The sequence below is a fragment of the Parasphingorhabdus sp. NYA22 genome, assembly GCF_976973735.1.
This window is the reverse complement of sequence record NZ_OZ333477.1, coordinates 1,981,425-2,003,176: the sequence shown is the minus strand read 5'-3', so window position 1 is coordinate 2,003,176 and position 21,752 is coordinate 1,981,425. Positions and strand designations below refer to the sequence as shown.

Here is a 21,752-nt window from a genome sequence, read left to right as displayed (position 1 = left end):
TTTAATGACATCGCAAAAAACCGCATCGTCGCAGACCTTTCCAGCCGGATCGGATGCTTTCCCCCATCGTCATCTATTGGGCATCGCCGGGCTGCATCCCTGGGAGATATTATTTCTGCTCGAGGAGGCCAAGCAATGGGTCGATCTCAACAGGAAATCCAGCAAGCACGCGAACAAGCTGGATGGCCTGACCGTCATCAATGCCTTTTTCGAAAACAGCACGAGAACGCTGCTTTCCTTTGAAATTGCCGGAAAACGCATGGGCGCCGATGTCGTCAATATGCACGCCGCGCAATCGAGTATCAAAAAGGGCGAAACGCTGATCGATACGGCGGTCACCCTCAACGCGATGAAGGCCGATGCGATTGTCATCCGCCATGGCAGCTCCGGCGCTGTGCAGCTGATTGCCGACAAGGTCGACTGTCCGGTGCTCAATGCCGGGGATGGCAGACACGAACATCCGACGCAGGCTCTGCTCGACGCTTTGACGATCCAGCGGCGCAAGGGTGACATCAGCGGGCTGACCGTCACCATCTGTGGCGACGTGATGCACAGCCGGGTGGCGCGATCGAATATATATTGCCTGACCACATTGGGCGCCAAGGTAAGGGTCTGCGCCCCGCCTTCCCTGGTCCCCGCCGATCTTGACCGATTCAATGTCGAAGTGTTCACCAATTTTGACGAGGCGCTGAAAGGCAGCGATGTCGTGATGATGCTGCGGCTCCAGAGCGAGCGGATGAACGGCGATTTTATCCCTAGCCCGCGCGAATATCACTATCTCTATGGCCTGACGCGGGAACGGCTCAAACTAGCCAACACGGACGCTTTGGTGATGCACCCGGGCCCGATGAACCGCGGGGTCGAGATTGACAGCGACGTTGCTGACGATCTCGATCATTCCGCGATAACCGAACAGGTGGAGATGGGAGTCGCGGTGCGCATGGCCTGCCTCGATATATTGACTCGCAAGTCCCGCGGCGTGGAGGGCTGGTCATGAAAAAGATCTTTACCAATGCGCGCCTGGTTCTACCAAACGAAGAACAGCCTCAAGACGGCAGCCTGATTGTCGAGGGTGACCGCTTCGCTTCAGCGGATGATGCCACCGATGCTGAACCCGGCGAAACAATCGACTGCAAAGGCAGGCTTTTGGCTCCGGGCATCGTCGATCTCGGCGTTTTCGCGATCGACAAGCCGGCCTTTCGCTTTGGCGGAGTCACCCGGGCCGCATTGATGCCTGATCAGGCCCCGATTCTCGATCTGCCGGCGATGATCAAGCATAATGCCGTCGAGGGGAAGCCGGACCTCTGGTCGCATCCGATCGCTGCGGCAACCAAAGGACTGGAAGGCAAGCAACTGGCCGAGATCGGCCTGATGCAACGCTCCGGCGCCAAGGCTGTGGCCACGGGCCGGCAATGGATCGCCGATAGCGGCATCATGCTCAGGCTGCTGCAATATTGCAAATCTCTGGACTTGCCGCTGATTGTGCACAGCGAGGATGCCGGGCTGACCGCCGGCGCTGTCGCCACCAATGGTGAAACTGCAACCCGGCTGGGACTGGCCAGTGCCACGGCTGCGGCCGAAGCGGTGTCGATCGCCCGTGATATCGCGCTGGTCCGTGAAACCGGGGCCCATGTGCATTTTCGCCAAGTGACCACTGCGGACGGTCTCAGCCTGATTCGGGCAGCCAAATCCGAACAGCTGCCCGTGACCTGCGGGATCACCCCTGCCCATCTGCTTTTGTCCGACATCGCGATCAGCGATTTCCGGACATTTGCCCGGCTATCCCCGCCGCTACGAAGCGAAGAAAACCGTCTAGCCTGCGTGGAAGCCGTCAAGGACGGGACAATTGATGTAATCTCGTCGGGTCATGATCCGCGCGGTCCCGAGGACAAGCGACTGCCTTTTGCGGAGGCCGCACCAGGCATGGCAGGAGCCGAGACATTGCTCGCCCTGTCATTCACTCTGGTTCGCGATGAGTTAATTTCAATCGGCCGCCTGTTCGAGCTTTTGTCCGGCAATCCGGCAAAGATTCTCGGAGTCGAGGCAGGCCTGCTGCAAGCCGGATATGAAGCCGATTTCATCCAGATCGACGAGGACGCTCCGTGGCAGGTGGACACCCGCAAAATGGCGGCTGCTGCCGGCAATACTCCGTTTGACGGGCTCCCGGTCCAAGGCCGGGTTACGGCAATATATAAAGGCGGCCGAGCTTATTAGCTCGCCGCCTTTATCGGATTTCTGGATGAACTAGCGCGAAGCCAGTTTCTGCGGAGCCTGACTGGCCATTCGCGAAGGTGCAGCCTTGTTGACGCCTTTTGCCTGGCGCACGATGCAATTGCCGCCCTTCGCCTTGATACCGTCACACATGGCTTCGGCGGTTTGCGCATTGCCAAAACCGATGGCTGCCAGTCGATAGAGCGTCCGGCCCTTCACGTTGATTGATGAACTGGCATAACGAAATGACTTCAGATCGCTGTTTCTGGCGGACAATATTCCCCAGGCGCGCTTGGCGCTTGCCGGCGAGGAAAATGCACCGAGCTGCACCAAATGGGTGCCCGAAGTCGAAACCACGGTTTGCGACGCTGGCTGATAGGCCGTTTTCTGCAATACGGGTTTGGCTGCAGCCGTGTTCTGGACGGCAGCAGTTTTCACCGGAGCCGGCTTTGCGCCTTCTACGACAAAATTGGCGGGCGTCGCAGCGAGGGCTGGTTTCGGCTGCGCCTTCGCCGCAGAAACAACTGCCGGTGCTTTCGCCACAGCATTGCTGGCTGGCAATGTCACGGAAGCCACTTTGACATTATTTTCCTTGGCGAGAAAATCGGCGTCATCGCCGGCGTTTGGCGCAGGGCCGATAGCCGGAAGCGGGGTATTGCGATCAAAACTGGCCACTTCGCGACCATAATCTTCTTTGGGTGATGCCGCGACATTCGTCGGCCCAAAATTGGAGCGAAGCGCCAGTTGAACCGGTTGACCCGGATCATTGGCAACCGGAGTCACATTGAGGACAGTAGCGATGCGTGTCTGATAAGCACCGGGACGGGCCATCTGGGCCCATTGCATGACCCGTTCAGTGACTGCTGCCGGCGCTACATCCTGCACCGCCATCAACTTGGCTTCTTTCCAGCGACCGTCCAGCGCGTAAGCCAGGCCGAGATTCTGGCGGGTACGGCCCGTAACATTGGATCCGCGGATTGCCTGTTCGAGTACCTCGATTGCAGTCTTGGTGTCACCGGCCAGCGCCAGAGCAAGGCCGTAATCAGCGGCCGGAATATATTGACGATTGTTGACGATGAGGGTTTTCGCCTCGTCCGCCTTGCCCTGCCCCAGTTGCGCGAGGCTGAGGCTCAGGATCGTACGGGCGTCGGACTTGCCGAGTTCCATGGCATCCTGAAAGCTTCGTTCGGCTGAAGCCATGCGACCGGCAGCCAGATAGGTCTGGCCCAGAAGCGCCCGTGTTTCAGGATCGCTGCCAACGCCGGCAACCGAACGCTCGGCATAGGCAATCGCATCTTCGAGATTGCCTTTCGCCAATGCCTTTTCGGCCTTCTTGGCATATTTAGCGCCATCTTTGACCGTTGCCGGTTTGCTGGACATGGATGCGACCGAGCCGCCGCCAAAGGGACCGCAGCCTGTCAACACGGTGGCAAACACCATGGAGGAAGCAGCCATTTTCAAAATTAGATCGCGTTTCATTTTTATGCCCTCGCACTAAAAGTCAGTCGTTTCCGTTCAAAATTCTGTTCGAGCCTGTTTCAGGCAGCGCCACGCGACGGAACGCGTTCGGCCAAGTCATCCAGTTCGGGGATAGACTTCAGATATTCGTCCACAGCCTTGGTCACCAGTTGCTGGGCCGAGATGTTTTTTACCGCGGTTGCCAACCGCAATTTCAAATGTCTTTCCGGATCAAGCCGGAGGGTGAACGCCGTTTTTGCCTTGCGGGTCCGGGATTTCGTCGCCGGGCGTGGCTTTTTGGCTTCGCTCTTCTGAATTCTGGCAGCTTCCAGCGCCGATGATTGTTCGGCAAGTGGCTGAACCTCGCGGGATATCGACAGCGGTACAGGCGCATCGCCGGTTTCTTCCCGGTTGGATTGCTCCGCGACTTCACTCGAAGGCTTCACGCCCAATTTGGCGGCAATTTCTTCCTGCTGCTGCCTGACGGCTGCGCCCGGGTTCGGAATTGCTCCGGCCAGAGGATTGTGAACATGTTCAATCGGATGCGCATCATGATCAGGGTCGACATCATAACCCATGTCATCCCAGCCCAGATCCTCGTGCATTTCACCATCAAAGTCGGATGAATGGTCAGGAAAATTCGTGTAGCCCTGGCGACGCATCGCCGGCTTCGCACCACCTTTTCGGGCCAGCAAGCTGGAGGAAAGAGACGCAAGAGGTTTCGGATCGCTCATTTTTTCAGCCTCCCCCATCACGAACCAACCACGCGGCGGCCAAAATTGCCGCCAGCCCGTTGCATGCCCGGATTGACATTTTGTGCCATCGCGGGGGCGCTGAAAATTGTCCGACGGAAATTTTTCTCAAGCCGGTCGGAGATATAGGACCAGAGATGGACGACTTCCTGCGCCGAACGGCTCTTGGGGTCGACTTCCATCACGGTGCGGCCATCAATCATCGAACCGGCAAAATCAGTGCGGTGATGAACGGTGATTGGCGCGACAGTGCCGTGCTGAGACAGGGCGACCGCCGCTTCTGAAGTAATCTTTGCTTTTGGCGTCGCGCCATTGACGACGAAAAGCAGCGGTTTGCCGGCCCGTTCACAAAGATCGACGGTGGCGCCAACCGCTCTGAGATCATGCGGACTCGGGCGTGTCGGAATAACAATCAGTTCGGCGACCGAGATCACGCTCTGAATCGCCATGGTTATGGCCGGCGGTGTATCGATGACGGCCAGCTTGAAACCCTGCTGGCGCAATATCGCCAGATCCGAGGCAAGGCGCGAAACCGTGGTTTGCGCAAATGCCGGCAATTCGGCTTCCCGCTCGTTCCACCAATCGGCCAAGGAACCTTGCGGATCGATGTCAATCAATACGACAGGACCAGCCCCGGCCAGTTGTGCCTGCACAGCTAGATGACCCGACAATGTAGTCTTGCCGGAGCCGCCTTTTTGCGAAGCCATTGCTAGAACTCGCACGCTCTTCCCCTTGTTCAATCACGGCAATATCTGCCTGGAAATCTCTAATCAGAGGCTTTTGTGACAGAACAGGGCTAAAATAGGGTTAACAGGATCGACGGGAATTTTGCGCTGGCGGGATTATCGGTTACATTCCCTTGGCAGAGGATTCCCGAGCCACCTCTCCAGTTTTTGCTAGACTTGAAGAGTCCCAGCGGTTTAGCAACATGGAAACGGCTGATATCGCGTTACTTTTGAAATTTGATGACCAAGGAAATTCCATGAAAAAGGCCCATTATTCCATCGCTCCGTTGTTCGGTCTGGCGCTGATGCTGGGTTCGGCACCGGCCCTGGCCGATGTCAAAGACGGCGTCGACGCCTGGGGGCGCGGCGATTTTGAGACGGCGATCAACGAGTGGCGCGGTCCTGCCGAGAAAGGCGATGCTGATGCGCAGTTCAATCTCGGCCAGGCCTATAAACTGGGCCGCGGCGTTCCTCAGGATCTGGGCCAGGCGGAAAAATGGTACAAGAGAGCGGTCGATCAGGGGCATTTGCAAGCCATTGATAATTATGGCCTGATCCTGTTTCAGGAAAACCGCCGAACCGAAGCCCTGCCCTATTTGCAGGAATCCGTCCAACGCGGCGAACCGCGGGCGCAATATATTATGGGCACCGGCCATTTTAATGGCGACTTTGTCGAAAAGGACTGGGTCAGGGCTTATGCGCTGATGACCCGCGCCTCGGCGCAGGAACTGCCGCAGGCAACCTCCAACCTCGCCCAGATGGACCGCTTCATTCCGGTAGAGGACCGGCGGCGCGCGGTCGAACTGGCCGGTCAGATGGAACAGGACGAGAAGCGAGTCCGCACCGCACAAATCGGCGGTCTGCGGCCTGCCCAGTCGACCAAGCCTGTGCAAACTGCGCAATTGCCGCCTTCCCGCCCGGCACTTCCCGATCCGGCTCCAACGCCCGCCCCGGTCACGCCCGGCGTGACTTATGCTCCTTATCCGAAAGCTGCGCCGGTCGCGACAGCAGCGCCGGTTACGACACCGGCGCCGGTCCGTGCTGCCGCAGCAACAAGTGGCGACTGGCGGGTGCAACTGGGAGCATTTGGCGACGAGAATAAAGCCAAAAATCTGTGGACCAAGCTTGAAGGCAGCGTTTCTGGCCTAGCCGGAATGCAGCCCTATCTGGTCAAGGCGGGCGGACTCACCCGCTTGCAGGCAGGACCATTTGAAACCCACGCACAAGCCGATTCGATGTGCGGCCGCGTTAAAGCTTCCGGCAATGATTGCATTTCAAAACGACGCTAGGATGCACTTATTCGGTAATCCACTGGTCTCTCGAAATCCCCTGAACATATAGCAGCGCCGTCAGATCATTATATTCGATAGCGACATTCGCGGCTTGCGCGGCCTTCGGCTTGGCATGATAAGCGACGCCCAGTCCCGCTCTTTGCAGCATCGGGATGTCGTTGGCCCCGTCACCGACCGCCAGACAGGATTCCAGCGACAGACTGCCTTCCCGGGCAGCGGATTGCAGCAGTACGTCCTTGCGGGTCGAATCGACAATCGGCCCGTCGAGTCCGCCGGTGAGCAGGCCGGCAGCTTCACCCAGCACATTGGCATGAAAGGATCCAAATCCAATGGCTTGCGCGACAGGCTTGGCAAATTTTGTGAATCCGCCGGAGACCAGAATCGTCGCGGCTCCGCCTGCAGCCATCGTCCTGACAAGGGTCTCCGCGCCCGGCATGATCCTGACCCGTTCCTCGAGGCATAGCTGGATCGCGGCGGTCTCGAGCCCTTCGAGCAGCGCCACCCTGCCGCGCAGTGCTTCTTCGAAATCCAGTTCACCCTGCATCGCCCTTTCGGTGATCGCTGCGATTTCGGACTTGATACCCGCATAATCAGCCAGCTCATCGATACATTCGACAGTGATCATGGTGCTGTCCATATCGGAAATCAGCAGTTTCTTGAGGCGATTGGCTTCCGGCTGCACCGCGACATCAATATCACCTTCGATCTCTTCAAGATGTTTCCGGGCAGTGACGGGATCGCCATCGAAGAAAATATCCAGCACCCGCTCATCAATCACATCGGACTGACGCGTGACGGTGGCACCAGCCCCACCGAGTATGGCAATCGCCGACTGAATATCTCTCTCATTCAGAGATTCTTTTGCTATGAGCGTGGCGATGAACATGATTTCTCCGAAACAGGACCAGAATGTTGCGCTGGTTGTCGGTCCGACGGCCAGCGGTAAATCCGCCTTGGCATTGGACATTGCCAAAAAGCAACCCTCGGTAATCATCAATGCCGATAGTGCCCAGGTCTATCGCGATCTCACCATATTGAGCGCGCGCCCGACCGAGGAGGAGATGCAAGGCATAGAGCATCAGCTGTTCGGCTATATTGACGGCATGGAGGCCTGTTCTGCCGCACGCTGGGCAAGTGACGCCAAGACGGCAATCGCCGCAGCTCATGCGCGCGATCTTTTGCCGATACTGGTAGGCGGCACCGGACTTTATGTCCGCATCCTGCTCGACGGCATCGCTCCGATTCCAGAAATCGATCCGGAAATCCGGCAGAAAATCAGGAAAATGGAAACATTGGAAGCATATCATGCCCTTCAGGATCTCGATCCGGTATCGGCGGAACGGCTCAACGCGACCGATACAACCCGGATCCAGCGCGCGCTGGAAGTAATCCGGTCAACCGGCAAGCCGCTAGACCATTGGCAAAAGCACAAGGTCGGCGGGATTGGCGATCAAATCACATTGCATCCTCTGGTCATTCTGCCTCCGCGCGATTGGCTATACGAACGTTGTGACCGGCGATTGCGCGAGATGATCGAACGAGGTGCGAGGCAAGAAGTGGAACAGCTTCTGGCCCGCAATTTGCCGCCGAATCTGCCGGTTATGCGGGCAATCGGGGTTGCTGAAATCGCGGCCTGGTTATCAGGAGATATCGGCAAGGATCTCGCGATCGAGAGGGCGCAAGCTGCCACGCGACAATATGCCAAGCGCCAATATACCTGGTTCCGCAATCAGAGCCCGCCCGATTGGTCCAGGATAGAAATCGCCGAAAATATCAATATGGGCACAATATTTGAAACTATATTACGCAATTAGCCCTTGACATAACATATTCAAATATGTAGCCAGCCCCGAAATACAAAGCCTTGCCTATTGTGTTGCAGTGCATCATGGCGGGCGAGCAGCACGTAACAGACAGTTGATGGAGCATGATGTGGCCGAAAAAAGCGGCGCCGATATATTGGTAGAAACCCTTCTGGATCTGGGTGTGGATACCGTTTTCGGCTATCCGGGCGGCGCTGTGCTTCCCATTTACGATGCGCTCTACGAGCATCCCAAGATCAAGCATATTCTGGTCCGGCACGAACAGGCCGCGACCCATGCAGCGGAAGGCTATGCCCGGTCTACCGGCAAGCCCGGCGTCGTACTGGTTACATCCGGCCCGGGAGCGACCAATGCAGTCACCGGTATCACCGATGCGCTGATGGACAGCATTCCGATGGTCGTCATCACCGGCCAGGTTGCAACCAATCTGATCGGCACCGACGCCTTTCAGGAAGCCGATACAGTAGGTATCACGCGCCATTGCACCAAACATAATTATCTCGTGAAAAAGCCTTCCGATCTGGCGCAGGTCGTTCAGGAAGCCTTCCATATTGCAACGCAGGGCCGCCCGGGCCCGGTGGTCATCGATATTCCGAAGAATGTCCAGGTTGCAGCGGCTGAATTTAGCCGTAATGCTGCCAGGATCAATACCCGCTATCAACCGCAGACCGAGGGCGATTTCAAGGCGATCAACACCGCTGCCGAAATGATCATGAGTGCAAAAGCACCGGTCCTCTATACCGGCGGCGGGATTATCAACAGCGGACCCAAGGCCAGCGAGACCCTGCGGGAACTGGCCGAATTGATGGGGTGCCCGGTAACCTCGACGCTGATGGGCCTTGGTGCATTTCCGGCGTCCTCTGACAAATGGCTGGGCATGCTCGGCATGCACGGCACATATGAAGCCAATATGGCGATGAACAAGGCCGACCTTGTCGTCTGTCTCGGCGCCCGTTTCGACGACCGGATCACCGGACGGCTTGATGCTTTCTCGCCGAACAGCAAGAAAATCCATGTCGATATCGACCGCTCGTCGATCAACAAGACCATCCGGGTCGACCTGCCGGTTGTCGGCGATGTCGGCCGGGTGATGGAACAGTTGATTGCTGTGCTCAAGGGCCGCCGCTTTGCCGCACCGGACCAAGCCGAATGGTGGTCACGGATTAAAGGCTGGCGCGCAACCAATTGCCTCGATTATCCAGAGAGCAAGACCGAAATCATGCCGCAGGAGGCGATCCGCAAATTGTGGGAAGCAACCCATGCACGCGAACCGATCATCACCACTGAAGTTGGCCAGCACCAGATGTGGGCCGCCCAGCATTTCGATTTCGAAAGCCCCAATAAATGGCTGACCAGCGGCGGTCTCGGCACGATGGGCTACGGCCTTCCCGCCGCGATTGGCGCGCAACTCGGCAATCCCGACGCCCTGGTCATCGACATTGCCGGTGAAGCATCGATCCAGATGAATATTCAGGAACTTGGCACCGCCACCCAATATCGTCTGCCGGTGAAGATATTCATTCTCAACAATGAATATATGGGCATGGTCCGTCAATGGCAGGAACTGACCTATGAAAGCCGCTATTCAAATAGTTACAGCGATAGTCTCCCGGATTTTGTGAAGCTTGCCGAAAGCTATGACTGGACCGGCATCCGGATCGAGGATCCAGCTGATCTGGAATCCGGGATACAGAGAATGATCGAAACAGACGGCCCGGTCATGGTCGATTGCCGCGTTGCAAAACTGGCAAACTGCTTTCCGATGATCCCGTCCGGCGCAGCCCATACAGAAATGCTTCTGACCGAAGCCGACGTAAAGGGTACGATGGACGACCAAGCAAAGGCCCTTGTCTGATGCATATTCACGAAGAAGCCGTTGAACGGCACGTTCTTGCTGTTCTGGTCGATAACGAGGCCGGTATATTGGCGCGTATAGCGGGCATGTTCACCGCGCGCGGCTATAATATCGAGAGCCTGACCGTCGCTGATATCAGCGAGGATCACGCCATCAGCCGGATCACTATCGCCACAAATGGCCCGCCGCATGTCATTGAGCAGATCATTGCCCAGCTGGACAGGCTTGTTCCGGTGCACAGCGTGCGTGACCTCACCGAGTCTGGCCCGCATGTGCAGCGCGAACTGGCGCTGGTTAAGGTCGCCGGCAAGGGTGAGCATCGCATCGAAGCGATGCGACTGGCGGATATATACCGCGCCCGGGTTGTCGATGCGACGACCGAGAGCTTTGTCTTCGAGATTACCGGGGCTCCGGAAAAGATCGAAACATTTGTCGGATTGATGCGCGAAGTCGGTTTGGTAGAAGTTGGCCGCACCGGTGTCGTTGCCATTGGCCGGGGACCGGATACTGCATGAGCGAGATATTGCTCCTGCTGGCTGCGGTACTTGGACTTGCGACGTTGTTTGTGCATTCCATTTTCGGAGAGAAATATCTTATTGGCCCGCTGGTAAATTCCGGTGAAGGAGTCATGCGAAATGATCTTGCTCAACAGGTCGTCCGCTTTGCATGGCATTTGACCAGCTTTTTCGGCTTGATCGCCATTTATATACTGGCAAAAGCCGCCTATGATTTTGCAGCAGCGGATATTGCTCTGCTGGCGGTTACAGGATCAGTATTTTTAGTCGCTGGCATTTACGATGCTATTGTTACCAAGGGCAAACATATCGGCTGGCCTGTGCTAGCCGGAGTGGGCGCCCTTACCTTATTCGCCATCATCTGAAATTTAAGGAAGAAAAATGAAAGTTTACTATGACGCCGATGCTGACCTTGGCCTGATCACCGGCAAGAAAATCGCGATTGTCGGTTACGGCAGCCAGGGCCATGCCCATGCCCAGAACCTCCGTGACAGCGGCGTCAAGGAAGTGGCTATCGCGCTGCGCGCCGGTTCAGCCACCGCGAAAAAGGCTGAAGATGCCGGTTTCCAGGTAATGACCAATGCCGAAGCGGCAAAATGGGCCGATATCGTCATGGTCCTCGCGCCAGACGAGCATCAGGCTGCGATTTATGCCGATGACTTGCACGGCAATATGAAGGAGGGCGCCGCCCTCGCCTTTGCTCATGGTCTCAACGTCCATTTCGGCCTGATCGAGCCACGCGAAGATCTCGATGTGATCATGATCGCTCCCAAAGGCCCCGGCCACACGGTGCGCAGCGAATATCAGCGCGGCGGCGGTGTGCCTTGCCTGATCGCTATCGATCGTGACGTGTCCGGCAATGCCCATGACGTGGCGCTTGCTTATGCTTCCGGCGTCGGCGGCGGTCGCTCCGGCATTATCGAAACCAATTTCCGCGAGGAATGCGAAACCGATCTGTTCGGTGAACAAGCTGTTCTTTGCGGCGGCATCACTCACCTCATCCAGGCCGGTTTCGAAACCCTGACCGAAGCGGGCTATGCTCCGGAAATGGCATATTTCGAATGTCTGCATGAAACCAAGCTGATCGTTGATCTGCTCTATGAAGGCGGGATCGCGAATATGCGCTATTCCATCTCCAATACCGCAGAATATGGCGATATCACCAGCGGCCCGCGGGTTATCACTTCCGAAACCAAGGCGGAGATGAAGCGGATATTGGAAGATATCCAGTCAGGCCGTTTCGTGAAAAACTTCGTGCTCGACAACCGCGCCGGACAGCCGGAACTGAAAGCGGCTCGCAAGCAGGCTGCGGCCCATCCGATCGAGGAAACCGGCGCACAGCTTCGCGCTATGATGCCGTGGATTGGCGCAAACAAACTGGTTGATAAAGAAAAGAACTAGGCCTTATCCGGTCGGGCGGCCTCGTTTGCGGCCGCCCGGTCCCGGGCTTCGGCAAAATTGAGCAGCTCAGCCGCGAGTTCATGGTCGCAATGCTGCACCAGTCGTTCGACGGAGGTTTTCAGACTTTCGTCGGCAGTCACCGTCTGCGAGGCCATCGCCCATTCGGGAAACTGTCGCCGGCTGATCGTACCACTTTTCAAACGAATGATGGCCTGATGACGCCGGTCCATTGAAATCCGCGCAAATGTTGCCTCGACCTTGGCTTCGTCCCCCTCCAGATACTGATAATATCTCCGACGATCATGGATCAATATCCCGGTTATCCCGTTACGATCATTATTGTTTTTGGCCCTCCGCAAAAGATCCTCAGCCTCGTCACCGTCCATTGCGCGGGTTGGTCTGCTCATGTAGACAAGACAATACATTCGCGTTTTTCCATCGATAGTTCGCGACGATCGTAATCCGCCAGTCTTAAAATACTGTAACTTAACGTAAAAAGGCGACGGAAATATTTCCACTGGCTGGCTGGTTTTCGCACCTGCTATCCCCTGACCGCACCGATCGTCGCGCGGATACGACCACAATATCAAAAAAATGCCGCAGCAAGGTTGATTTATCTGGCCATCCAGATAAAACCGGCGGCATGACACGGTCACAAGCTCTATTGCTGCTACGACTTATACGCCCTTAGGCGTACCAATGCTGCTGCCGCAAAGGCGCAGCGCCCCGCCTAAGGGACGATTTTCCAGATATTATAAGCAAACCCTCGAATTTGTGCCTTGCGCGCATCTTCCAGCAGCATAAGAGTGAAGTCATGCACCAGAACCCGTCACAAAAATATCGCCCGTTCCCGCAAATTGACCTGCCCAACCGGCAATGGCCATCACGCACCATCGACAAGGCGCCACGCTGGCTGTCCACCGACCTGCGCGACGGCAATCAGGCCCTGATCGATCCGATGGATGCCCAGAAGAAACAGCGTTTCTTCGATTTGCTGGTCAAAATAGGTATCAAGGAGATCGAGGTCGGCTTTCCGTCCGCCGGTGCCACCGATTTCGACTTCATCAGCGGTCTCGTCAAATCCGGCAAGATTCCGGATGACGTCATGGTGCAAGTCTTGACCCAGTCCCGCCGCGACCTGATCGAAACAAGCTTCGCCAGCCTCGAAGGCGCGCGGGCAGCCATTGTCCACCTGTATAACGCGGTGTCGCCCGCCTGGCGCGATGTCGTATTCCGGCTCGACAAACAGGGCGTGAAGGATATTGCCCGCGAAGGCGCGACCATCTTGCGCGAACAGGCCGAAAAATATCCCGATACCGACTGGCATTTCGAATATTCGCCCGAAACATTCTCGACCGCAGAACTGGATTTCAGTCTGGAAGTGGTGGAAGCGGTGATGGAAATCATCGAGCCGACCGCAGAAAAACCGCTGATCCTGAACCTGCCGGCAACGATTGAAGCGTCGACACCCAATATCTACGCCGATCAGGTCGAGTGGATGTGCAATAATATCAGCAAGCGCGACCATGTGGTGATCAGCCTGCACACGCATAATGACCGCGGGTCGGGCATTGCCGCATCCGAACTGGGCATGATGGCCGGCGGGGACCGCGTCGAAGGCTGCCTGTTCGGCAATGGTGAGCGCACCGGCAATGTCGATCTGGTGACATTGGGTCTGAATCTCTACACGCAAGGCGTTGATCCTGAACTGGATTTTTCCAATATGGACGAGATCGTCAAGACTGTGGAATATTGCAACCAGTTACCGGTTCCGGCGCGCCATCCTTATGCTGGCGAGCTGGTATTCACCGCTTTCTCCGGTTCGCATCAGGACGCGATCAAGAAAGGTTTCACGGCGCAGGAACAGCGCAATGACGAATATTGGAACGTACCCTATTTGCCAATCGACCCGCGCGATCTCGGCCGCGACTATGAAGCGGTTATCCGGGTCAACAGCCAGTCCGGCAAGGGCGGCATTGCCTGGATCCTGGAACAGGACCATGGCCTGAAGCTGCCCAAGCGTCTGCAAGCCAATTTCAGCCGTACAGTGCAGGAACTGGCCGACGAAACGAGCCGCGAATTGTCGTCGGACGATATCTGGGATGCGTTCCAGAAACGCTATCATCTCGATGGCAGCGGCGAATATGCTCTGATCGACTATGAAGAACGCAAAACCGGTACCGACCGGATATTCGTCGGCAAGATCAAAGGCCCCGAAGGCGAAATATCGGTCAGCGGCCGCGGCAACGGACTGATTTCCAGCGTGGTGGATGCTGTTTCAACAGCTCTCGGCATCAATCTGGAGATCAAGGATTATTCCGAACATGCGCTGGGATCCGGCAAAGATGCGCAAGCGGCGGCCTATGTCGAATGCAAATCCGATGACGGCAAGGAATTTTACGGCGTCGGCATCAACAGCGATGTCGCGCGGGCTTCGGTCGAAGCATTGCTCAGCGCCGTGAACCGGATTTAAGCGTTCAATTAAAAAAACAGTAGAATATGCCGCCGCATCGGGTAATGCGGTGGCATAATTTTTGAAAACGGGGTTTCCATGACTTTACCAGCCATTTTTGACAATCTTCGCCTGCCGCTTATCGGCTCGCCTCTGTTCATCATTTCCGGACCGGAGCTGGTCATCGCGCAGTGCAAGGCGGGCATCGTCGGCAGCTTCCCTGCCCTCAACGCCCGTCCCCAGTCGATGCTCGACGAATGGCTGCACCAGATTACCGAGGAACTGGCGGCATGGAACCGGGACAATCCGGATAAGCCGGCAGCCCCTTTCGCGGTCAACCAGATCGTTCACAAATCCAATGATCGTCTCGATCAGGACATGGCGACCTGCGCAAAATGGAAAGTGCCGATCGTAATCACCTCTCTGGGAGCGATTGAAGACCTCAACACGGCCGTAAAGAGCTGGGGCGGTATCACGCTTCATGACATCATCAACAACCGCTTCGCCCACAAGGCGATCGAAAAGGGGGCAACCGGCCTCATTCCGGTTGCCGCTGGCGCTGGCGGCCATGCCGGCACCTTGTCCCCGTTCGCCTTGATGCAGGAAATCCGCGAATGGTTTGATGGTCCGGTTGCTCTTTCCGGTTCGATTGGCAACGGCGCATCGATATTGGCGGCGCAAGCAATGGGCGCTGATCTCGGCTATGCCGGATCGGCCTTTATCGCCACCAAGGAAGCCAATGCAGACCAAGGTTATAAAGACGGCATTGTCGAAGGCAAAGCCGCCGACATCGTCTATTCCGACCTCTTTACCGGCGTGAAGGGCAATTATCTGCGCCAGTCTATCGAGAGCGCAGGTCTTGACCCCGACAATCTTCCGCAAGGCGATTACAAGACCATGAACTTCGGTTCCGGTGGCAACACCGAGAAGAAAGCCTGGAAAGACATCTGGGGCTGCGGCCAGGGCATTGGCCTGATCAACGACGTAATGAGCGTTCAGGATATGGTCGACCAGTTCACCAGAGAATATCGCGACGCTCGCGAAAGCCTGAAAACCCGGTTCAACTACTAGGAAAAAAATCTCTCTGGAGACTGACCGACGACTGTCAGTCCGGATTGGACGCATTGTCCTGATAGGCCGATGCACCGCTCGGGAAATAAATCGGCCCGTCGCTACCCAGCGCGATCCGTCCGCCGACCAGTCCGACAAACAGAAACAGAATCACCAGCCATATGAAAAATATGCCGCTGGTGATTCTCCAGTTTCTGGGCGGCAGTCCCTGAACCAGAAATGTCACGATACCGGCGACGTTGATGCACACCAGGTTGGTCGCGAGCAAGAACAGCGCCTTGAACCCCAGCATTTCTTGACCACTGCCAAAGAACAACCCGGCTGCGGCGATCGGCGGCACCAGCGCGACTGCTATCATGACGCCAACCAGCGAAAGTGAAGCGCCCTGACTGAACGCCAGAACGCCAGCAGCGCCACAGGCCAGCGCCAGCGCGATATCGGCAGGATGGACGATGGTGCGGTTTCTGAGTTCAGGCACCAGCGGATTGACCTCGATGAACATGCCAAGCACATAAGTGAAAACCAGCGCAGCCAATATCCCCGTGACCAGCGTGATGATTGCCTTGCGACCAAGCGCTTTGTCTCCCACCGTTGCTGCCATGGCCATCGCCATGGTCGGACCTAGAAGCGGCGCTATGATCATCGCACCGATGACCACCGCGGTCTGGCCGCTGCGCATGCCCAGAGCCGCGATCAGCGCGGACAATATCACCGTCAGCAGATAATTGGGCCGCAGCTCCAGACTGGCTTCGATATCGTCATAAAGTTCGTTGGTACTGATCCGGTCGCGCGTAAAAAACACTTCCAGCTTGCTCGGCGGTTTCCGATTGCTGGCCGGGGGCGTGATTTCCTCCAGCTCGGGAATTTCCGGTAATACTGCCTCGACCTGCAGAACAAGAACCGAGAAGCCTTCGATCCCTTTGAAGTTGCCGTCCAGGTCGGCAATCAGCGGTTCAATCGAACGGCTCGGCACGACACAGGAATATTTCTCGAGGCCATCTGGTACCGGTTCCTGCCAGAAACGGCTGCAATGTTTTGCAATAATGGCTTTCGCCTGCGGCACTTCGGCGTCCGGGACGATTATCTCAACCAGCCTTGCCGACATAGTCTGTTCCTTCCGCTTGCGAGACGATTGCGAGTCCCGGCAATGCTACATTTCGCCGCGCTCGCGGCGGAGGGCGAACCATTTTTCGACGTTGCGGTTATGCTCTTCCAACGTGTTGGCAAATACATGACCGCCCTTGCCGTCGGCGACAAAATATAGCGCTTCGGTTTTCGCAGGGTTGAGCACTGCCTCGATCGACAAACGTCCCGGATTGGCAATCGGCCCTTTCGGCAGACCGACCATCGCATAAGTATTATAGTCATTCACCTGCGCGATTTCCGATTGGCGGATGCGGCGGCCGAGAGGTTTGCCCTTCGTAATCGGATAGATGATCGTCGGGTCGGCCTGCAGCATCATATTCTTGCGAACGCGGTTGCCGTAGACACCGGCCACCGTCCGGCGCTCTCTCGCCAATGCGGTCTCTTTTTCGACAATCGCTGCCAGTGTGATTGCTTCGTGTGGCGTTTTTACGACGCTCGCTTTTGAACGCTTGGGCCAAAGCTCGGCGATCGTATCTTTCATCGCTTTTTGCATCCGTTCGACCACGGCGGCGCGTTGCTCTCCACGTTCAAAACTGTAGCTGTCCGGCAGGATAGAGCCTTCTGCCGGGACCGGAATCTCGCCCTTGAGCAGTTTTTCGGCCATCAGCTTCTCGTACACGATGATCGACGGCGTGCCTTCCGGAACTGTGATCAGACGTTGCACCGCCTTACCGCCCTGCAGAATATCGAGAATTTGCGCGTTGCTTGAACCGGAGGGAATTTCGAATTCACCGGCCTTGATCGGTTCAGAACCACCCAGGATCTTGGCCCGCGTCAGGAAATCATCAGCGGATTTGATAACGCCTTCCGATTCCATAGTCTGCGCCGCCATGGCCAGACTGGAACCGGACTTGATCACAAGCGTCCGTTGCTCTTCCAGCGGTCCGCTGGCGTTCCAACCATAGAGGAAGTTCCCCGCCAGCAGGACTGCTATGACCGCCGCTGCCACCAATATCAGGCAACCGAGACGGCGCATGATATTAGATGGCCTTCATGATAATGCTGGCATTGGTTCCGCCAAAGCCGAAGCTGTTGCTGAGCACAGCCTTCACTTCGCGCTTTTTCGCAAAATGCGGCACCAGATCAACGCCTTCACATCCTTCGTCAGGATCGTCGAGATTGAGCGTCGGTGGCACAATCTGGTCACGCAGGGCCAAGATGCTGAATATGCCTTCAACCGCGCCAGCGCCGCCAAGCAAATGGCCGATCGCCGATTTGGTCGAGCTCATCGACATGGTTTTGAGATCATCGCCAAACAAGCGCTTGATCGCCGCCAGTTCGATCGTGTCGGCCATCGTCGACGTGCCGTGCGCATTGACATAATCGATATCGGCCGTGGTCAGGCCCGAGCGTTTGAGCGCCATTTCCATCGACCGGTAAGCTCCCGTGCCGCCTGGATGCGGTGCAGTAACGTGATAAGCATCGCCGGACATGCCGTAGCCGACAACTTCGCAATAGATTTTGGCGCCGCGAGCTTTGGCATGTTCATATTCTTCCAGACAGACGACGCCTGCGCCCTCGCCCATCACAAATCCATCGCGGTCCTTGTCATAGGGACGGGATGCCGCAGTAGGATCATCGTTGCGTTTGGTGGACAAAGCTTTCGCCTGCGCAAAACCGGCGATTCCGATAGGACAGATGGTCGCCTCCGCGCCGCCGGCCAACATCACGTCGGCATCATCCAGAGCAATCATTCGTGCGGCGTCGCCAATACTATGAGCGCCGGTCGAGCAAGCGGTCACGACGGCATGATTCGGCCCCATAAGACCATATTTGATCGAAACCTGACCAGAAATGAGGTTTATCAGACGTCCATGGACAAAATGCGGGCTGACCCGGCTTGGTCCGCGTTCGTATAAAACGATGGATTCTTTTTCGATTCCCGGCAATCCGCCGATTCCGGAGCCGATCGAACAACCAGCGCGCAGCCGTTCTTCCTCGGGCATATCGGTAAGACCGGCATCCTCGAGCGCCTGACCGGCCGCATCGATGCCGTAAATGATGAAGGGATCGACCTGGCGCTGTACCTTATGGTCCACGCGCAAATTCGGATCGAAACCATATTCATGATCAGCGGGCTTTACCTCGCAAGCAATATGGCATTTCTGATCGGATGCATCAAAACGGGTGATTTTTCCCGCGCCTGACTTGGAAGCCAATATATTGGCCCAGGTCGTTTCCACATCTCCGCCCAGCGGCGTTACCAGGCCCATTCCGGTTACAACTACACGGCGCATAACATGCCTCTCCTTGCGGGCTTTCCCTGCCCAAAATCAAAAACGGCCACCGGTTCAGGATATTCTTCCCGGGCCGGTGAGCCGCTTTGCTGTTCTTCAGCGATCATTGGCCCCGAGGCGCGCCCATTTTTCGTGGCAGCGCCCCAAAATCAATTAACCCTTGTTTTTGTCGATGAAATCGATGGCGTCTTTGACGGTACCGATTTTTTCGGCTGCATCATCTGGAATTTCGACGCTGAATTCTTCTTCAAACGCCATAACCAGCTCAACAATGTCGAGACTGTCAGCGCCCAGATCGTCGATGAACGCCGCTTCTTCGGTCACTTTGTCAGCTTCAACACCCAGATGCTCAACAACAATCTTTTTAACCCGGTCTGCAGTCTCACTCATGAGAGTTCCTTCTTAGTTTTATTAATTTCGAAATTGTCCTACTGCCATGCTGCGCCGCTTGCAAGAGGGCAACAGCAGCTTTGTGAAACGACAGAAACTATTGCCGCAATTCTCCAAAGCGAAAATCATCCTCGATACCGCGAAGGGCGCCGCGCCATTCAAAATAATCATAGACCCATTCGCGCTGTTTCTTGTCGCCCGGATAACCGACAGCATCCAGATCCCTGTCCATTTTTCCTGACAGGAAAACATCTTCCAATATCTGCCGTCCGGTGGCACCGACATTGTCTTCATAATATCGGTCGAGCCACGGTTTGAAATCCCCGAGACTCTGGATATTCTCGATCAGTCCCTCTGCCAGCAGCCAGCCGTCCATCAAGGAAACGCGAAAAGCATTTCGGGCCTGTATATCCGACCAGCCATGTTTGACCTGACAAGCCTCAGTGACATGCGGCTCGGCTTCAAATGCTTCGATCTCTGTCCCTTTACGCATCATTGCATAATATGCCTGCGCCCGATCGATGGGGATTTGGCTGCTGATACAGTCGAAATTTTCAATCCTCAGCAATCCTTGCGTCGGCATCGCGGGCTGCGCACTCGCAACCACCGCCAAGAGCAGAACAGGCGACATCCTATTTGTCCTGACGCTAGGAAATCATCGCCATGCCGCCATTCACGTGCAGCGTCTGGCCGGTGACATAGGAGGCCTCCTGGCTAGCCAGATAGACGACGGCGGCGGCTATATCGTCGATGCTGCCCATTTTCCCGGCCGGAATCTTGCGATTGATCTCGTCTTTCTGGGCCTCGGTCAACGCATCGGTCATCGGCGTTTCAATGAACCCGGGAGCAACGCAGTTGACCGTGATGCCGCGGGACGCGAGTTCCTGCGCCAAGGCCTTGGACATGCCGACCAGGCCTGCCTTGGATGCGACATAATTGGCTTGGCCCGGATTACCGGTGGCACCGACAACCGAGCTGATCGAGATAATCCGGCCGTGGCGCGCCTTCATCATCGGGCGGGCAGCGGCACGGATCAGGCGAAAAGCCGACTCCAGATTGACGCGGATTACATCGGAAAAATCTTCGTCCGACATGCGCATGACCAGCCCGTCGCGAGTGATACCGGCGTTGTTGACCAATATGTCGAGCTTGCCGAGCTTCGCCACCGTATCAGGCACAAGCGCATCAACCTCTTCCGGTTTCGAAAGATCGCACGGCATGACAATATGTCCTTCACCGGCCATTTGTGGAATCATCTCCATCAGCACGTGCATGCGCGTTCCGGAAAGCGCCACTGTCGCGCCCTGCGCAGCAAGGGATTTGGCGATGGCTGATCCGATCCCGCCCGATGCTCCGGTTACCAGAGCGGTCATTCCGGTTAAGTCAAACATTCCAAATTCCTTCACGATTCCAGATAATTGAGGATAGATGATTGGGTTAGAGAGTCTTCAGAAAAGTCTCGATATCCGCCAATGAGACAAGGCTGACGGTTTCCGCCTCCGGTGCAATACGTCCGACCATCCCGGTCAGGACCTTGCCGCCAAATTCGACAAATTGCTCGACACCGGCTTCTGCCATATTGCCAACCGATTCCCGCCAGCGCACTGTTCCGGTCACTTGCTGGACCAGCAATTCACGGATTTCATCCACGTCCGAGACCGGCGCTGCCGTGACATTGGCAAAAACGGGAACTACGGGCGGCAATATGCTCGCTTCCGCCAGCGCTTCTTCCATCGCTTCGGCCGCCGGGGCCATCAGCGAACAATGGAATGGCGCCGACACCGGGAGCAAAATGCCGCGCTTGATGCCGTGCTCCTTCGCCGCTGCAATCGCGCGTTCGATCGCCCCCATATGCCCCGAGATCACGACCTGAGTCGGGTCATTGTCATTCGCTACCGTGCAGATTTCGCCCTGGGACGAGGCATTGGCCAGCGCTGATGCCTTTTTGATATCGGCACCCAGCAAGGCCGCCATACCGCCCTCGCCTACCGGCACCGCCTTCTGCATCGACAGGCCGCGCAGTTTCAGCAGTTCGGCGGTCGTCGTCAGGTTCAAGGCTCCAGCAGCGCACAATGCGGTATATTCGCCAAGGCTGTGGCCGGCGACATAGGAACAGAGGTCCCCGAGCGACTTGCCGCCATCTTTTTCCATCACCCGCAAGGTCGCGATGGCATTGGCCATGATCGCCGGCTGGGCATTTTCAGTCAGGGTCAGCTCATCGAGAGGACCGTTACACATCAATTCGAACAGATTTTGCTCGAGCGCGTGATCGACTTCTTCGAACACTTCGCGAGCGGTGCTGCTCGCCTCGGCAAGCGCTTTGCCCATGCCAACCGCCTGGCTGCCTTGTCCCGGAAAAATAAATGCGCGCATGATGACCCCCAGTTACAATTTGTGATGCGGAATTAGGGAGGATTGACCGGT

General features: G+C 56.6%; 22 protein-coding genes. 10 read left to right on the top strand and 12 right to left on the bottom strand.

Translation table 11 applies throughout. From position 1 onward, the window contains the following. Positions 1-4 precede the first annotated feature (4 nt). Entirely contained in the window at positions 5-997 is a 993-nt protein-coding gene (locus ACWFTY_RS09615) for an aspartate carbamoyltransferase catalytic subunit (RefSeq protein ID WP_447524010.1), read from the top strand. Next, positions 994-2,214: a dihydroorotase gene (locus ACWFTY_RS09610; protein ID WP_447524009.1), complete on the top strand. Its 1,221-nt coding sequence runs from the start codon at positions 994-996 to the stop codon at positions 2,212-2,214. The genes ACWFTY_RS09615 and ACWFTY_RS09610 overlap by 4 nt, the downstream gene beginning before the upstream one ends. A gap of 30 nt (positions 2,215-2,244) precedes the next feature. Here the strand turns inward: ACWFTY_RS09610 and ACWFTY_RS09605 are convergent, their stop codons facing one another. The 3 genes from ACWFTY_RS09605 to ACWFTY_RS09595 are packed head-to-tail and all read right to left on the bottom strand — an operon-like array spanning position 2,245 to position 5,143. Further along, positions 2,245-3,690, bottom strand: a complete 1,446-nt coding sequence (locus tag ACWFTY_RS09605) for an SPOR domain-containing protein (RefSeq protein WP_447524008.1) — start codon at positions 3,688-3,690, stop codon at positions 2,245-2,247. A 59-nt stretch (positions 3,691-3,749) separates the two neighbouring features. Further along, positions 3,750-4,403 (bottom strand): hypothetical protein, encoded by a 654-nt coding sequence (locus tag ACWFTY_RS09600; RefSeq protein ID WP_447524007.1) that lies wholly within the window; start codon positions 4,401-4,403, stop codon positions 3,750-3,752. A 17-nt stretch (positions 4,404-4,420) separates the two neighbouring features. Beyond that, positions 4,421-5,143 carry an AAA family ATPase gene (locus tag ACWFTY_RS09595; RefSeq protein ID WP_447524006.1) on the bottom strand — a complete coding sequence of 241 codons (723 nt, stop codon included), beginning with the start codon at positions 5,141-5,143 and terminating at the stop codon, positions 4,421-4,423. A gap of 260 nt (positions 5,144-5,403) precedes the next feature. Between ACWFTY_RS09595 and ACWFTY_RS09590 the strand changes: the two genes are divergently transcribed. Next, positions 5,404-6,435: an SPOR domain-containing protein gene (locus ACWFTY_RS09590; protein ID WP_447524005.1), complete on the top strand. Its 1,032-nt coding sequence runs from the start codon at positions 5,404-5,406 to the stop codon at positions 6,433-6,435. 7 nt (positions 6,436-6,442) lie between these two features. Here the strand turns inward: ACWFTY_RS09590 and serB are convergent, their stop codons facing one another. Next, entirely contained in the window at positions 6,443-7,324 is an 882-nt protein-coding gene (gene serB, locus ACWFTY_RS09585) for a phosphoserine phosphatase SerB (RefSeq protein ID WP_447524004.1), read from the bottom strand. On the opposite strand from serB, the gene miaA reads away from it, so the two are divergent. The 5 genes from miaA (at position 7,317) to ilvC (ending at position 12,032) form a co-directional block, all read left to right on the top strand. After that, the gene (gene miaA / locus ACWFTY_RS09580) at positions 7,317-8,252 is read left to right on the top strand and encodes a tRNA (adenosine(37)-N6)-dimethylallyltransferase MiaA (protein WP_447524003.1); all 936 of its coding nucleotides are present in this window, start codon (positions 7,317-7,319) and stop codon (positions 8,250-8,252) included. The two genes, serB and miaA, sit on opposite strands and share 8 nt — an antisense overlap. A gap of 118 nt (positions 8,253-8,370) precedes the next feature. Next, a complete protein-coding gene (locus tag ACWFTY_RS09575; protein ID WP_447524002.1) occupies positions 8,371-10,116 on the top strand; it encodes an acetolactate synthase 3 large subunit in 1,746 nt (581 codons plus the stop codon). Then, positions 10,116-10,631, top strand: coding sequence for an acetolactate synthase small subunit (ilvN, locus tag ACWFTY_RS09570; RefSeq protein ID WP_447524001.1), 516 nt, complete (start codon positions 10,116-10,118; stop codon positions 10,629-10,631). The genes ACWFTY_RS09575 and ilvN overlap by 1 nt, the downstream gene beginning before the upstream one ends. Further along, a complete protein-coding gene (locus tag ACWFTY_RS09565; RefSeq protein ID WP_447524000.1) occupies positions 10,628-10,996 on the top strand; it encodes a hypothetical protein in 369 nt (122 codons plus the stop codon). Before ilvN ends, ACWFTY_RS09565 begins: the two co-directional genes overlap by 4 nt. Positions 10,997-11,012: 16 nt before the next feature. Next, positions 11,013-12,032, top strand: coding sequence for a ketol-acid reductoisomerase (gene ilvC, locus ACWFTY_RS09560; RefSeq protein WP_447523999.1), 1,020 nt, complete (start codon positions 11,013-11,015; stop codon positions 12,030-12,032). On the opposite strand, the gene ACWFTY_RS09555 is transcribed toward ilvC, so the two are convergent. Continuing rightward, a complete protein-coding gene (locus tag ACWFTY_RS09555) occupies positions 12,029-12,457 on the bottom strand; it encodes a BLUF domain-containing protein (RefSeq protein WP_447523998.1) in 429 nt (142 codons plus the stop codon). The genes ilvC and ACWFTY_RS09555 overlap by 4 nt on opposite strands. A 389-nt stretch (positions 12,458-12,846) precedes the next feature. Between ACWFTY_RS09555 and leuA the strand changes: the two genes are divergently transcribed. Continuing rightward, positions 12,847-14,505, top strand: a complete 1,659-nt coding sequence (gene leuA / locus ACWFTY_RS09550; protein WP_447526874.1) for a 2-isopropylmalate synthase — start codon at positions 12,847-12,849, stop codon at positions 14,503-14,505. Positions 14,506-14,583: 78 nt separating this feature from the next. Next, positions 14,584-15,555: an NAD(P)H-dependent flavin oxidoreductase gene (locus ACWFTY_RS09545; protein WP_447523997.1), complete on the top strand. Its 972-nt coding sequence runs from the start codon at positions 14,584-14,586 to the stop codon at positions 15,553-15,555. Between the two features lie 34 nt (positions 15,556-15,589). Here ACWFTY_RS09545 and ACWFTY_RS09540 read toward each other — a convergent pair whose 3' ends face one another. The 7 genes from ACWFTY_RS09540 to fabD all read right to left on the bottom strand — a co-directional run bounded on the left by ACWFTY_RS09540 (position 15,590) and on the right by fabD (position 21,701). Beyond that, positions 15,590-16,660 (bottom strand): TIGR00341 family protein, encoded by a 1,071-nt coding sequence (locus ACWFTY_RS09540; protein ID WP_447523996.1) that lies wholly within the window; start codon positions 16,658-16,660, stop codon positions 15,590-15,592. 45 nt (positions 16,661-16,705) lie between these two features. Beyond that, positions 16,706-17,677: an endolytic transglycosylase MltG gene (gene mltG / locus ACWFTY_RS09535; RefSeq protein ID WP_447523995.1), complete on the bottom strand. Its 972-nt coding sequence runs from the start codon at positions 17,675-17,677 to the stop codon at positions 16,706-16,708. A 4-nt stretch (positions 17,678-17,681) separates the two neighbouring features. Continuing rightward, positions 17,682-18,938 carry a beta-ketoacyl-ACP synthase II gene (fabF, locus tag ACWFTY_RS09530; protein ID WP_447523994.1) on the bottom strand — a complete coding sequence of 419 codons (1,257 nt, stop codon included), beginning with the start codon at positions 18,936-18,938 and terminating at the stop codon, positions 17,682-17,684. Positions 18,939-19,091: 153 nt separating this feature from the next. Next, entirely contained in the window at positions 19,092-19,328 is a 237-nt protein-coding gene (locus tag ACWFTY_RS09525) for an acyl carrier protein (protein ID WP_089132491.1), read from the bottom strand. 97 nt (positions 19,329-19,425) lie between these two features. Continuing rightward, complete coding sequence (locus tag ACWFTY_RS09520) at positions 19,426-19,959, bottom strand: hypothetical protein (RefSeq protein WP_447523993.1); 534 nt, start codon at positions 19,957-19,959, stop codon at positions 19,426-19,428. 16 nt (positions 19,960-19,975) lie between these two features. Beyond that, positions 19,976-20,719: a 3-oxoacyl-[acyl-carrier-protein] reductase gene (gene fabG, locus ACWFTY_RS09515; protein WP_447523992.1), complete on the bottom strand. Its 744-nt coding sequence runs from the start codon at positions 20,717-20,719 to the stop codon at positions 19,976-19,978. Positions 20,720-20,765: 46 nt separating this feature from the next. Continuing rightward, positions 20,766-21,701, bottom strand: coding sequence for an ACP S-malonyltransferase (gene fabD / locus ACWFTY_RS09510; protein WP_447523991.1), 936 nt, complete (start codon positions 21,699-21,701; stop codon positions 20,766-20,768). Between the last annotated feature and the right edge of the window lie 51 nt (positions 21,702-21,752).